Source organism: Klebsiella sp. 141153 (genome assembly GCF_032601995.1).
Classification (GTDB): domain Bacteria; phylum Pseudomonadota; class Gammaproteobacteria; order Enterobacterales; family Enterobacteriaceae; genus Klebsiella; species Klebsiella aerogenes.
Genome location: NZ_JAQIRJ010000007.1, coordinates 69,327 through 82,409, shown reverse-complemented (window position 1 = coordinate 82,409; position 13,083 = coordinate 69,327). Strand labels below are relative to the sequence as shown.

General features: G+C 54.8%; 12 protein-coding genes. 6 read left to right on the top strand and 6 right to left on the bottom strand.

Translation table 11 applies throughout. From position 1 onward, the window contains the following. Window positions 1-36: 36 nt before the first annotated feature. Window positions 37-144: a pyrBI operon leader peptide gene (locus PGS10_RS15190; RefSeq protein WP_020079785.1), complete on the bottom strand. Its 108-nt coding sequence runs from the start codon at window positions 142-144 to the stop codon at window positions 37-39. A 191-nt stretch (window positions 145-335) separates the two neighbouring features. Here PGS10_RS15190 and PGS10_RS15185 point away from each other — a divergent pair, with 191 nt between their 5' ends. After that, window positions 336-788, top strand: coding sequence for a YhcH/YjgK/YiaL family protein (locus tag PGS10_RS15185; RefSeq protein WP_046883302.1), 453 nt, complete (start codon window positions 336-338; stop codon window positions 786-788). A gap of 54 nt (window positions 789-842) precedes the next feature. Here PGS10_RS15185 and argF read toward each other — a convergent pair whose 3' ends face one another. Beyond that, window positions 843-1,847 carry an ornithine carbamoyltransferase gene (argF, locus tag PGS10_RS15180; RefSeq protein WP_045378488.1) on the bottom strand — a complete coding sequence of 335 codons (1,005 nt, stop codon included), beginning with the start codon at window positions 1,845-1,847 and terminating at the stop codon, window positions 843-845. Window positions 1,848-2,010: 163 nt separating this feature from the next. Here argF and rraB point away from each other — a divergent pair, with 163 nt between their 5' ends. Beyond that, window positions 2,011-2,436 carry a ribonuclease E inhibitor RraB gene (rraB, locus tag PGS10_RS15175; RefSeq protein ID WP_015368550.1) on the top strand — a complete coding sequence of 142 codons (426 nt, stop codon included), beginning with the start codon at window positions 2,011-2,013 and terminating at the stop codon, window positions 2,434-2,436. Window positions 2,437-2,507: 71 nt separating this feature from the next. Next, complete coding sequence (gene miaE, locus PGS10_RS15170; RefSeq protein ID WP_045378492.1) at window positions 2,508-3,272, top strand: tRNA isopentenyl-2-thiomethyl-A-37 hydroxylase MiaE; 765 nt, start codon at window positions 2,508-2,510, stop codon at window positions 3,270-3,272. 248 nt (window positions 3,273-3,520) lie between these two features. On the opposite strand, the gene PGS10_RS15165 is transcribed toward miaE, so the two are convergent. Then, entirely contained in the window at window positions 3,521-4,024 is a 504-nt protein-coding gene (locus PGS10_RS15165) for a GNAT family N-acetyltransferase (protein ID WP_045394710.1), read from the bottom strand. 184 nt (window positions 4,025-4,208) lie between these two features. Between PGS10_RS15165 and PGS10_RS15160 the strand changes: the two genes are divergently transcribed. Continuing rightward, window positions 4,209-5,405, top strand: coding sequence for a YjgN family protein (locus tag PGS10_RS15160; protein ID WP_316423205.1), 1,197 nt, complete (start codon window positions 4,209-4,211; stop codon window positions 5,403-5,405). 48 nt (window positions 5,406-5,453) lie between these two features. On the opposite strand, the gene PGS10_RS15155 is transcribed toward PGS10_RS15160, so the two are convergent. From PGS10_RS15155 to pepA, 3 genes are all read right to left on the bottom strand, one after another. Next, a complete protein-coding gene (locus PGS10_RS15155; protein WP_045394712.1) occupies window positions 5,454-8,309 on the bottom strand; it encodes a valine--tRNA ligase in 2,856 nt (951 codons plus the stop codon). Then, the gene (holC, locus tag PGS10_RS15150; RefSeq protein ID WP_020079783.1) at window positions 8,309-8,752 is read right to left on the bottom strand and encodes a DNA polymerase III subunit chi; all 444 of its coding nucleotides are present in this window, start codon (window positions 8,750-8,752) and stop codon (window positions 8,309-8,311) included. The genes PGS10_RS15155 and holC overlap by 1 nt, the downstream gene beginning before the upstream one ends. Window positions 8,753-8,873: 121 nt before the next feature. Continuing rightward, window positions 8,874-10,385, bottom strand: a complete 1,512-nt coding sequence (gene pepA, locus PGS10_RS15145; protein WP_008807121.1) for a leucyl aminopeptidase — start codon at window positions 10,383-10,385, stop codon at window positions 8,874-8,876. Between the two features lie 390 nt (window positions 10,386-10,775). Between pepA and lptF the strand changes: the two genes are divergently transcribed. Then, complete coding sequence (gene lptF / locus PGS10_RS15140; protein WP_045394713.1) at window positions 10,776-11,873, top strand: LPS export ABC transporter permease LptF; 1,098 nt, start codon at window positions 10,776-10,778, stop codon at window positions 11,871-11,873. Beyond that, window positions 11,873-12,955: an LPS export ABC transporter permease LptG gene (gene lptG / locus PGS10_RS15135; RefSeq protein WP_045394714.1), complete on the top strand. Its 1,083-nt coding sequence runs from the start codon at window positions 11,873-11,875 to the stop codon at window positions 12,953-12,955. The genes lptF and lptG overlap by 1 nt, the downstream gene beginning before the upstream one ends. Window positions 12,956-13,083 lie beyond the last annotated feature (128 nt).

The window sequence follows — 13,083 nt, the reverse complement described above, 5'->3', positions numbered from 1 at the left end:
GCTTATCTCCTGACGCCTGAGCAAAAAAAAAGCCCCTTAAATAAGGGGCTTCGAGAATTCATTGAGCAACGGAAAGAAAAACGCCAGGCCAGCGCCTGCTTTCAGACGCGGTAAGACACAGCAATGTCGTACGCAATTGACCATATTTCCTCCCGGCAAAACGGCTGGCATTATACGCAGCTTTGATGAGCAATCAAGCGATTAATCCACAATCAGGGAAACGTTTGCCTGCGAAGGCTGCGCCAGCGCAAAAAACCGCGATAAAAATGTGGTCTGGCAGTGGTAAGCGGCGTATAAAACCAAAATGAAAAGCTGTTTTATATTTGAGGGCTCTTATGATTATCGGCAATATTCATCATCTGCAATCCTGGCTGCCGGACGCGCTGCGTCAGGCGATTGAGCATGTTAAGGCTCACGTCAACGAGGCGACGCCGCTCGGCAAGCACGATATCGACGGCAACAATCTGTTCTATCTGATTTCTGAAGACAGCACCGAACCGCAGGCCGAGCGTCGCGCCGAGTATCACGCCCGCTATCTGGATATCCAGATTGTGCTGCGCGGTCAGGAAGGGATGACTTTCAGCACCTTACCGGCAGGCGAGCCGCAGACTGACTGGCTGGCGGACAAAGACATCGCCTTCCTCGCCGAGGGAGCGCAGGAGAAAACCGTTATCCTTAACGAGGGCGATTTTGTGGTGTTTTATCCAGGCGAAGTGCATAAACCGCTATGTGCCGTCGGGGCGCCGGCGAAGGTGCGCAAAGCGGTGGTAAAGGTATTGATGGCTTAAAACGGGTAGCCCGGATACGCCTGGCGCTATCCGGGAACCTACCGTGGTTAATGGCTATTTCCCAAGCGTCGCCACCATCACCGCTTTGATGGTGTGCATACGGTTTTCCGCCTGATCGAAGACGATGCTCGCCGGCGATTCAAAGACTTCATCGGTCACTTCCATGCCGCCGTGCAGTCCATACTCCGCCGCCATCTGTTTGCCGAGAATGGTCTGGTCATCGTGGAACGCGGGCAGACAATGCAGGAATTTCACCTGCGGGTTGCCGGTCAATTGCAGCATGGCTTTATTCACCTGGTAACCGCGCAGCAGGGCGATACGCTCCGCCCATTTCTCTTTCGCCTCGCCCATCGACACCCACACGTCGGTATAAATGAAATCGGCGCCTTTTACGCCCGCGGCGATATCTTCCGTCAGGGTAATATTGCCGCCGTGCTTTTTCGCCAGCGCAGTGCATTCCGCCACTAAACCTTCATCCGGCCAGCAGGCTTTCGGCGCCACCAGACGCAGATCCAGCCCGGTCAGCGCGGCGGCTTCCAGCATGGAGTTACCCATGTTGTTACGCGCGTCGCCGGCGTAGACCAGCGTCATTTCATTAAATGCCTTACCCGGCAGGTGCTCTTGCATGGTCAGCAGGTCAGCCAGGAGCTGCGTCGGGTGGAATTCATCGGTCAGGCCGTTCCACACCGGCACGCCGGCATACTCCGCCAGGGTTTCCACCAGCTCCTGGCCGTAACCGCGATACTGAATACCGTCATACATGCGGCCCAGCACGCGGGCGGTATCTTTCATGGATTCTTTGTGGCCGATTTGGCTTCCGCTGGAACCGAGATAGGTCACGCGGGCGCCCTGGTCGTAAGCGGCAACTTCGAAAGAGCATCGTGTGCGGGTTGAGTCTTTTTCGAAGATGAGCGCGATGTTTTTGCCCTTCAGTTTCTGGGCCTCGATGCCGTTTTTCTTATCGGCTTTTAATTGCGCGGCCAGGTCGACAAGGCCGGTAATTTCTGCAGCAGTAAAATCCAGTAATCTCAAGAAATGCTTCTGATATAACGCGGACATAACTCCCTCACCTGGCAAACGCCATTATTGAATTAAAATTCACTTTATATGTATGAATATTCATTTGCAACCCCGAGTTAGAAATCTTTTACACAGAAGGTGGAGGCAATCACGGCGGTATGTGACAATAGGAGTATCTGCCGCACATTATGAGGAACGAGCCATGGCAAACCCGGAACTACTGGAAGAACAGCGTGAGGAAACGCGTCTGATTATCGAAGAGCTGCTGGAAGATGGCAGCGATCCGGACGCGCTGTATACCATTGAGCATCATCTCTCTGCCGATGATTTCGAAACGTTGGAAAAAGTGGCGGTAGAGGCCTTCAAGATGGGTTATGAAGTCACCGAGCCGGAAGAGCTGGAAGTCGAAGAAGGCGAAGTGGTGATCTGCTGCGATATCCTGAGCGAAAGCGCGCTTAACGCCGATCTGATCGACGCCCAGGTTGAACAGCTGATGAACCTGGCGGAAAAATTCAACGTTGAGTACGACGGTTGGGGTACCTACTACGAAGACCCGAACGGCGAAGACGATGACGGCGAAGATGACGAAGATTTAATTGACGAAGACGACAACGGCGTACGCCACTAAGTCGTCAACGGATACGGCGGCGTCTGCCGCCGTATATACCCGTCCTGATTAGGGTATAGCCTGGAGCTTCAATGGATTACCCGCAAATACTCTCCCCGATTTTAGCATTTCTTCACTGTCCTACGCCGCAGGCGTGGATTGACGAAGCCCGTAAACCGGAAAACCTGCCGCTGCTGCTGACCGACCATATGGTATGCGAGCTGAAAGCGGCGCAAAACGCCATGCTGCTGGTACGCCGCTACGTCGCCGATAAAGACGGCGCCGACGAGCTGCTGGAATGCCTGAAACCGTACGAAGACTTTACCTATCGCCGTGGGCCGGAGCCGGATTTTGTCGCTCTGCATAAACGGATCAACAAAAGCGCTATGCCGCGAACCAACGACCCGTGGGGCAGCCAGTTGCTCGACAGCATGATTCTGTTGATCAAAGAGGAGCTGCATCACTTCTGGCAGGTGCGTGAGATCATGCTGGCGCGGGATATCCCTTACGTCAAAATCACCGCCAGCAACTATGCCCGCGGTATGCGCCGGGAGGTGCGATCGCACGAGCCGGTGATGCTGATCGATAAGCTGATTTGCGGTGCTTATATCGAAGCGCGCTCCTGCGAGCGTTTTGCTGCGCTGGCGCCGTGGCTGGATGATGATTTACAGAAGTTTTATCTGTCGTTGCTGCGCTCCGAGGCCCGTCATTATCAGGATTACCTGGATCTGGCGCAGAAGATAGCGGGGGAAGATATCAGCGAGCGGGTGCGCCAGCTTGGCGAGGCGGAAGCGGCATTGATTCTCCGCCCGGAGCCCGAGTTCCGCTTTCACAGCGGCGTACCGACGGCGCCGTAGTCAGCGATTTTCGGACTCGGTAGCCACTAATACTGGCACTTTCAGTAGTCATGGGGAGAGATAGCGTTGAGAGCTTCAGCTCGTAATGGTACGGGCAGTAGGTCGGGTAAGGCGTTAGCCGCCACCCGACAAAAAAAACGGCACCGCGAGCCCGGGACATCCCCCGGCTAGCGCTACGCTTAGCCGGGCTACCAAACTGTAGCCCCGGTAAGCGTAGCGCTACCGGGGACGCCTGCGATATCGAGGCGTTACAGCGTTTTCAACATCCGCACTTCACAATCGACGTGGCCGGTGCAGCCCAGCGGCCCGTCGATGTGTTCAAATCCGAGATGTTCATAAAGGGCAATCGCCTCTTTCAAAAAAGCGGTGGTCTCCAGATAGCAGCGTTTAAAACCCTGCTCGCGGGCGTGATCCATCGCCATCAGCGCCAGCTTTTTCGCCAGCCCTTTGCCGCGCGCCGCGGTCATAAAGTACATTTTCTGCAGCTCACAGATATCGGACTCGCTACACGAGAGCGGCGCCACGCCGCCGCCGCCAACCACTTCGCCATTTTGCTCCACAACCCAATAGGCGGAGCCCGGTTGGCTATAAAGTTCATAGAGTTCATCCAGGTTGGGATCAGCGACCGTATAGCCTTTATCGGCGGTCAGGCCGTATTCCGCGGAGACCTGGCGGATAACTTGGGCGATGGCGGCATTATCTGCCGCCGTAATGCGGCGTAAAGTAAAGGTCTGTGGCGCAGCAAGATTCATAGAATCACTCAATTTTAGCTTAAATAACCATACATTGTTTTAATACCATTATTCTTTAACCGACGCAAGGCGTGCATAAATATATTGCCGAGTAATTTCAAAATAATATATTCTGCATATTTAATGATGGTTACTCTGACCTATTATTTATATATATAATTTAAAGTGCAAGGATGGCGGGGTTATGGATATTACTTTAGGGAAGGAGCAGCGTGCCAGTCATTATTTTGTCTTTCACGGACGGGCTCGCGCCTATTTCTTTATTTGTTTGGTCAATATTATACTGTCAGTAATTACTTTAGGGATATTCATTCCCTGGGCATGGGTACGTAGTCGCCGTTACCTTTGTGAAAATATGGAGGTTAACGGTAACCGTTTTGCTTACCACGGGAAGGGCTTCACGATTTTACTTAGCTGGCTGCTAATGTTTATCGTGCTGGTTTTACTCAGTCTGGCGCTTGCCATTTTCTCTCACGGCAGCGAAGAATGGGTGACGTTAGCATATCTTATCCTACTGCCAGTCATGGTAATGAAGGGGTTAAGCTACCACGCGAATATGACCTCATTCGCTAATATTCGTTTCGGGTTTAAATGTAATCTACTGCGTGCATGGTGGATTATGCTTGGGTTACCTTTACTGATAATCGTACTAACGGTGGTGATCCTCGCTATTCCAGGAAGTCGTATTTGGTTAGGTTCAAGTATAAATGGCATGCTAGTGGGTTTCGTTGTGCTGGTTTTACTGGCACTGTGTGTGATGGCCGTCGCCAGCGGGGTGGTTTACAGCCACTGGCTTGAACTGATCGGCAAAGGCGCAAGCTTAGGCAAAAATAAATTTAATATTTATATTAGCACTAAGCGTTGCGTCGTGGCTTTTTTATGGGCAATGGTAATTCTATTGCCATTTATTATACTGTTTTTCGGGTTTTTCGTTTCCGCATTCATGCAAATGATTACAGGATGTATGTTCGGCTTGTGTAATGAAAATACGGTTCTGTTTATGGCATTACGGCATCTTGGAACGGTGGCAGGAGGGAATTTATTCCTCACCATCGGCATCGTGTTAGCCATGACGTATATCCAGGTAGCTTTACGTAATCACGCGTGGAATAATTTGGTGCTTGGCGACAGCATTCATTTTCGTTCTACTCTGACGTTTTTTGGTCTTGCCCCGCGTTTATTGGCTCTGACGTTTCTTTCTCTGCTGACATTGGGTCTGGCGTACCCCTGGTTAAAGATTAATTTGATGCGCTATATTGCCGCCAACACCGAGGTAATGGGTGACGTTGAAACGCTCGACCTGCAGCAAGATGAGGCCCATAAACCACCAGTACCTGGCAAATTGTTCAGCGGTTTTTTACCTAACCTGCCGTTCTTATAATGTAAAAAAGCCGGAGCAAGCTCCGGCTTTTTATGCTTTGGCGAGTTATTACAGCGCGGCGATCACCGCCTGCTGTTCAATCAGTTTCGCTTTCGCTTCCGCGTAGCCTTCCAGCTTCTCACGCTCTTTGGCGATAACCGCTTCCGGCGCGCGTGCCACAAAACCTTCATTGGACAGCTTGCTTTCGATACGGCCGATTTCCGCTTCGACTTTCGCCACTTCTTTCGCCAGACGCGCCAGCTCGGCTTCTTTGTCGATAAGGCCCGCCATCGGGATCAGCAACTCGGCGCCGTCGATAATCTTAGTCACGGAAACCGGACCTTTATCATCGGCAGGCAGCACGGTGATGCTTTCCAGACGCGCCAGGTTCAGCAGGAAGCTACGGTTGTCGTTAACACGGCGCTCGGCATCTTTGCTGCAGCCGCGCAGCAGCAGTTCCAGCGGCTTACCCGGAGCAATATTCATTTCCGCCCGGATGTTACGTACGGCAACGATCGCCTGCTTCAGCCATTCGGTATCCGCCAGCGCCGCTTCATCAACCTGAGAAGCCTCATACTGCGGGAACGGCTGCAGCATGATGGTGTCAGCGTTAATACCGCAAATGACCTTCACGCGTTGCCAGATGGTTTCCGTGATGAACGGGATGATCGGATGCGCCAGGCGCAGCAGACCTTCCAGCACGGTCACCAGCGTATGGCGAGTGCCGCGCAGTTCCGCTTCGCTGCCACCGTTCATGACCGGCTTGGTCAGTTCGAGGTACCAGTCGCAGAACTGGTTCCAGGTGAACTCATACAGGATGCCCGCGGCGATATCGAAACGGAAGTTATCCAGCGCTTCGCGGTACGCTTTCACGGTCTGGTTGAATTCAGCCAGGATCCAGCGGTCGGCCAGGGACAGCACCATCTCGCCGCCGTTGAAACCGCAATCCTGATCTTCGGTATTCATCAGCACGAAGCGGCTGGCGTTCCACAGCTTGTTGCAGAAGTTACGGTAACCTTCCAGACGCTTCATATCCCAGTTGATGTCGCGGCCGGTAGAGGCCAGCGCCGCCAGGGTAAAGCGCAGGGCGTCAGTGCCGTGCGGCTCGATGCCGTTCGGGAACTGTTTCTCGGTACGCTTGCGGATTTTTTCCGCCAGTTGCGGCTGCATCATGTTGCCGGTACGTTTCTCCAGCAGCTCCGGCAAGGTGATGCCGTCAACCATATCCAGCGGGTCAATGACGTTACCCTTGGATTTGGACATCTTCTGGCCTTCGTCGTCGCGGATAAGGCCGGTCATGTAGACGGTCTTAAACGGAACCTGCGGCTTGCCGTTTTCATCTTTGATGAAGTGCATGGTCATCATGATCATGCGGGCAATCCAGAAGAAGATAATGTCGAAGCCGGACACCATCACGCTGGTCGGGTGGAACTGACGCAGCGCGTCGGTGTTTTCCGGCCAACCGAGGGTGGAGAAGGTCCACAGCGCGGAAGAGAACCAGGTATCCAGAACATCTTCGTCCTGACGCAGGGCAACGTCGGCGCTCAGGTTGTTTTCCTGACGCACTTCATCTTCGCTACGGCCAACGTAGACGTTGCCGTCGTTGTCATACCATGCCGGGATGCGGTGACCCCACCACAGCTGACGGGAAATACACCAATCCTGAATATCGCGCATCCAGGAGAAGTACATGTTTTCGTACTGCTTCGGCACGAACTGAATGTCGCCATTCTCAACGGCTTCAACTGCCGGCTTGGCCAGCACGTCGGCACGCACGTACCACTGGTCGGTCAGCATCGGTTCGATAACCACGCCGCCGCGGTCGCCGTAAGGCACGGTCAGGTCGTGCGGTTTGATTTCTTCCAGCAGGCCCAGCGCGTCGACGGCGGCAACCATCGCTTTACGCGCGGCAAAACGTTCCATCTTCTGGAATTCAGCCGGGATCTCGTTGGAATAAACGTCGGATTCGTTGCCTTTGGTGTCATAGACTTCCGCGCTTTCGCGGATGTCGCCATCAAAGGTCAAAATATTAATCATCGGCAGCTGATGACGGCGGCCAACTTCGTAGTCGTTAAAGTCGTGCGCCGGGGTGATTTTCACGCAGCCGGTGCCTTTTTCCATATCGGCGTGTTCGTCGCCAACAATCGGAATGCGGCGGTTAACCAGCGGCAGCACCACGAATTTACCAATCAGGTCTTTGTAGCGCGGGTCTTCCGGGTTTACGGCCACGCCGGTATCGCCCAGCAGGGTTTCCGGACGAGTGGTGGCGACCACCAGGTAATCTTTACCGTCAGCGGTTTTCGCACCATCGGCCAGCGGATAGCGGATGTGCCACATGGAACCTTTCGATTCGCGGTTCTCCACTTCGAGGTCGGAAATGGCGGTGCGCAGTTTCGGGTCCCAGTTCACCAGGCGCTTGCCGCGATAAATCAGGTCTTCTTTGTACAGGCGAACGAAGACCTCTTTCACCGCGTTGGACAGGCCTTCGTCCATTGTGAAGCGCTCGCGCTCCCAGTCTACGGAGTTGCCGAGGCGGCGCATCTGGCGGGTAATAGTGCCGCCGGATTCCGCTTTCCACTGCCAGATTTTATCGATGAAGGCATCGCGACCGTAGTCGTGGCGGGTTTTACCTTCTTCAGCGGCAATCTTACGCTCAACCACCATCTGGGTGGCGATACCCGCGTGGTCGGTACCGGCCTGCCACAGGGTGTTTTTACCCTGCATGCGCTGGTAACGAATCATGGTATCCATGATGGTTTGCTGGAAGGCATGACCCATATGCAAACTGCCGGTGACGTTCGGCGGCGGGATCATGATGCAGAAGCTCTCCTGGCTTTCATCACCATTCGGTTTGAAATAGCCCTGCTTTTCCCAGTGCTCGTAAAGCGGCTGTTCGATATCTTGTGGGTTGTATGTCTTTTCCATTATTTCCAGGTTGCCGTGTTCAGGTTGAAACCAGCCATGCGGTACGCTTTATAGCGTTCGCGCGCCAGTTGTTTCAGAGAATCTTCGTAAGGGACAAAGTCTATCACTTCTGTGAAAGCGGTGGCAAAATCTGCAAAGTTTAGCCGCAGGCTGATAAGAATATCCCGCGGACTGCTGTTGCGCTTTTGCGGCCAGGCAATTTCTACCGGCGCGCCGCCTCTCGGGCCTTCGCCCGCCAGGTTATGCGGCACAAAGCTCTCCGGCGGCCGCGTCCACAGCGCTTCATCGAGGCGAATAGCCTGCTGTTCATCTTCACAGGCGATCAATACGCGCTTGCCGTTGCGCCAACGTTCTGCGGCAATTTCACACACCAGCTGTTCGACGGCGCTGAGCTCGTCGACGGTGTCTTCGTTGTCCAGAAGATAGAACGTTGCGTTTTTCATATATGGGGCTTCTTGTTGTGGATTTAAATGCAAAGCCGGGTGGCGCTACGCTTACCCGGCCTACAAACGGCATCTTTCCGTCGGCCCGGTAAGCGTAGCGCCACCGGGCATCAGACGGCAATCACTCTTCGCCGTTAAAACCCGCACGATTGAGCAGGAACTGAGACAGCAGCGCCACCGGACGACCGGTTGCGCCTTTGGCCTTCCCGGAACGCCAGGCGGTACCGGCGATGTCGAGGTGCGCCCAGTTGTACTTGCGGGTGAAGCGTGACAGGAAGCAGCCAGCGGTAATCGCGCCGCCAGGACGGCCGCCGATGTTGGCCATATCCGCAAAGTTGGACTCCAGCTGATCCTGGAACTCGTCGGCCAGCGGCAGACGCCATGCGCGGTCGCCGGCCAGTTCGGAGGCGCCGATCAGCTCATGAGCCAGCGGGTTATGGTTCGACATCAGGCCGGTGATGTGATGGCCGAGGGCAATCACGCAGGCGCCGGTCAGCGTCGCGACGTCGATAACCGCTTCCGGTTCGAAACGCTCAACGTAGGTCAGGACGTCGCACAACACCAGGCGGCCTTCGGCGTCGGTGTTCAGGACTTCCACCGTCTGGCCGGACATGGTGGTCAGAACATCTCCCGGGCGATACGCGCGGCCGCCAGGCATGTTTTCACAGCCCGCCAGCACGCCGATGACGTTGAGCGGCAGCTGCAGCTCGGCAACCATTCGCATTACGCCGTAAACCGCCGCCGCGCCGCACATGTCGTACTTCATCTCGTCCATGCCTTCGGCAGGCTTGATGGAGATACCGCCGGAGTCGAAGGTCAGGCCTTTACCGACCAGCACGATAGGGCGCGCGTCTTCAGACGGGTTGCCTTTATACTCGATGACCGACATCAGCGACTCGTTCTGCGAACCGTTACCGACGGCGAGATAGGAGTTCATGCCCAGCTCGCGCATCTGCTGTTCGCCGATCACGCGGGTGATAACATTCTTGCTGTAAGTGTCGGCCAGCTGGCGCGCCTGGGAAGCAAGGTAAGCCGCGTTACAGATATTCGGCGGCATGTTGCCGAGGTCTTTCGCCGCTTTGATACCGGCTGCGATCGCCAGGCCATGTTGAATGGCGCGTTCGCCGCTGGTGAGCTCGCGGCGAGTCGGCACGTTGAAGACCATTTTACGCAGCGGACGACGCGGCTCGCTTTTGTTGGTCTTCAACTGATCGAAGCTGTACAGCGTCTCTTTGGCGGTTTCAACGGCCTGGCGAACTTTCCAGTAGTTGTTACGACCTTTAACGTGCAGTTCGGTCAGGAAGCAGACGGCTTCCATCGAACCAGTGTCATTCAGAGTATTAATGGTTTTCTGAATAACTTGTTTATACTGACGTTCATCCAGTTCGCGCTCTTTACCACAGCCGATGAGCAGAATGCGCTCAGACAGGATGTTCGGCACATGGTGCAGTAACAAGGTCTGGCCAGGCTTGCCTTCGAGCTCGCCGCGACGCAGCAGGGCGCTGATGTAACCGTCGCTGATTTTATCGAGTTGTTCGGCGATGGGGGAGAGGCGACGTGGTTCGAAGACGCCGACCACGATACAGGCACTCCGCTGCTTCTCCGGGCTACCGCTTTTTACACTGAACTCCATGCACTATGCTCCTGAATCTTAAAGACAACAGTGGTGGCTACGGCTATACTCGTCGCCTTTCCAGTTGCAGATGCGTTGGCTACGCCTGCTTACCCCTGACGCTGGCTGATGCCGCACCGGGGCTTCACAGTCCTGCCACCTTTCTACAACTCGAAATCCATTGAGTATATAATTGCAAGCTTTCGTAACTCATGTCCGCTGTTGCGGTGACTTCGTGTTAATCTTAACGTTATTACGGCTTTGGTTCGTCAGAAAAGATCCTGATACGCAGAACCGATGAGTCATTTAATCTTAGCGATGTTTTCGACGACAAAAGAGAATAAATGACGTTTAAGCCATGAAACAAGCAATTTTCCTGCAATAAGACGGGTTTTTACGGGCGTATTTATAGTGATAATCATAAGATATCTGGTTCGTGAGACGCTGAAAAGCCAGTTGGCGATCCTATTCATCCTGTTGCTGATTTTCTTCTGTCAGAAACTCGTCAGGATCCTCGGCGCCGCGGTAGATGGCGATATCCCGACCAACCTGGTGCTCTCGCTGTTAGGGCTGGGCGTACCGGAAATGGCGCAGCTCATTCTGCCCCTGAGTCTTTTCCTCGGGCTGTTGATGACGCTCGGCAAACTGTATACCGAAAGTGAAATTACGGTGATGCACGCCTGCGGCTTAAGTAAAGCCGTATTGATTAAGGCGGCGATGATCCTCGCCCTGTTTACCGGCGCCGTCGCGGCGGTCAACGTGATGTGGGCGGGGCCGTGGTCGTCGCGCCATCAGGACGAAGTACTGGCGGAAGCCAAAGCTAACCCTGGAATGGCGGCGCTGGCTCAGGGCCAGTTCCAGCAGGCCAGCGACGGCAGCGCGGTGCTGTTTATCGAAAACGTCAACGGCAACCGCTTCAACGACGTGTTCCTGGCGCAACTGCGGCCTAAAGGCAACGCGCGTCCTTCCGTGGTGGTGGCGGATTCCGGCGAGCTGTCGCAGAAAAAAGACGGCTCCCAGGTGGTCACCATGACCCAGGGGACGCGTTTTGAAGGCACGGCGATGCTGCGCGATTTCCGTATTACCGACTTTAAAAATTACCAGGCGGTTATTGGCCATCAGGCGGTAGCGGCCGATCCCAGCGACACCGAACAGATGAATATGCGCACCCTGTGGCGTACCGACACCGATCGCGCCCGCGCCGAACTGCACTGGCGCTTCACGCTGGTGGCGGCGGTGTTCATGATGGCGCTGATGGTTGTCCCGCTCAGCGTGGTGAACCCGCGTCAGGGCCGCGTGCTGTCTATGCTGCCGGCGATGCTGCTGTATCTGGTGTTCTTCCTGCTGCAAACGTCGATCAAATCGAACGCGGGTAAAGGCAAAATGGACCCCGCCATCTGGATGTGGGGCGTGAACCTGCTCTACTTCGCGCTGGCGGTGCTGCTTAACCTGTGGGATACGGTGCCGATGCGTCGTTTCCGTGCCCGGTTTAATAAAGGAGCGGTGTGATGCAGGCGTTTGGCGTACTTGACCGCTATATCGGTAAAACCATTTTTAACACCATCATGATGACGCTGTTCATGCTGGTGTCGCTCTCCGGCATTATTAAGTTTGTCGACCAGCTGAAAAAAGCCGGGCAGGGCAGCTATGATGCGCTGGGAGCAGGACTCTATACCATTCTCAGCGTGCCAAAAGATGTGCAAATCTTCTTCCCAATGGCGGCCCTGCTTGGGGCTTTGCTGGGGCTGGGGATGCTGGCGCAGCGCAGCGAACTGGTGGTGATGCAGGCTTCCGGCTTTACCCGTATGCAGGTGGCGCTGGCGGTGATGAAAACGGCGATCCCGCTGGTGTTGTTGACCATGGCGATGGGTGAATGGGTGGCGCCGCAGGGCGAACAGATGGCGCGTAACTACCGAGCGCAGCAGATGTACGGCGGTTCGCTGCTGTCGACCCAGCAGGGTTTGTGGGCGAAAGACGGGCATAATTTTGTCTACATTGAACGAGTAAAGGGTAACGATGAGCTGGGCGGGGTGAGCATCTACCAGTTTAACGATAACCGTCGTCTGCAATCTGTCCGTTACGCCGCTTCCGCTAAGTTTGATAATGAAGCTAAGGTTTGGCGTCTGTCGCAGGTTGATGAGTCCGACCTGACCGATCCGAAGCAGGTAACCGGTACCCAGATGGTCAGCGGTACCTGGAAGACCAAACTAACGCCGGACAAACTCGGCGTGGTTGCGCTGGATCCGGATGCGCTGTCAATCAGCGGCCTGCATAACTACGTGACCTATCTGAAGTCCAGCGGTCAGGATCCGGGTCGTTACCAGCTCAACATGTGGAGCAAAATCTTCCAGCCGCTGTCGGTGGCCGTGATGATGCTGATGGCGCTGTCGTTTATTTTTGGTCCATTGCGGAGCGTGGCGATGGGCGTGAGGGTCGTTACCGGGATTAGCTTCGGCTTTATCTTCTACGTCCTCGATCAGATATTTGGCCCACTGACGCTGGTTTACGGCATACCGCCAATCATCGGCGCGCTGCTGCCAAGCGCAAGCTTCTTCCTGATAAGCCTTTGGCTGATGATGAGAAAAGCGTAGTTCGATAAATGACCCGGCCAAGCGCAAGCAACGCCGGGTTTTTTGTGCCTGCCGTTTGAGTGGCTATCCGCAGTGTAATGCCCTGTATTGTTGTCGCCCGGATCGGACGCAGCGCGCCGCAATCCGGG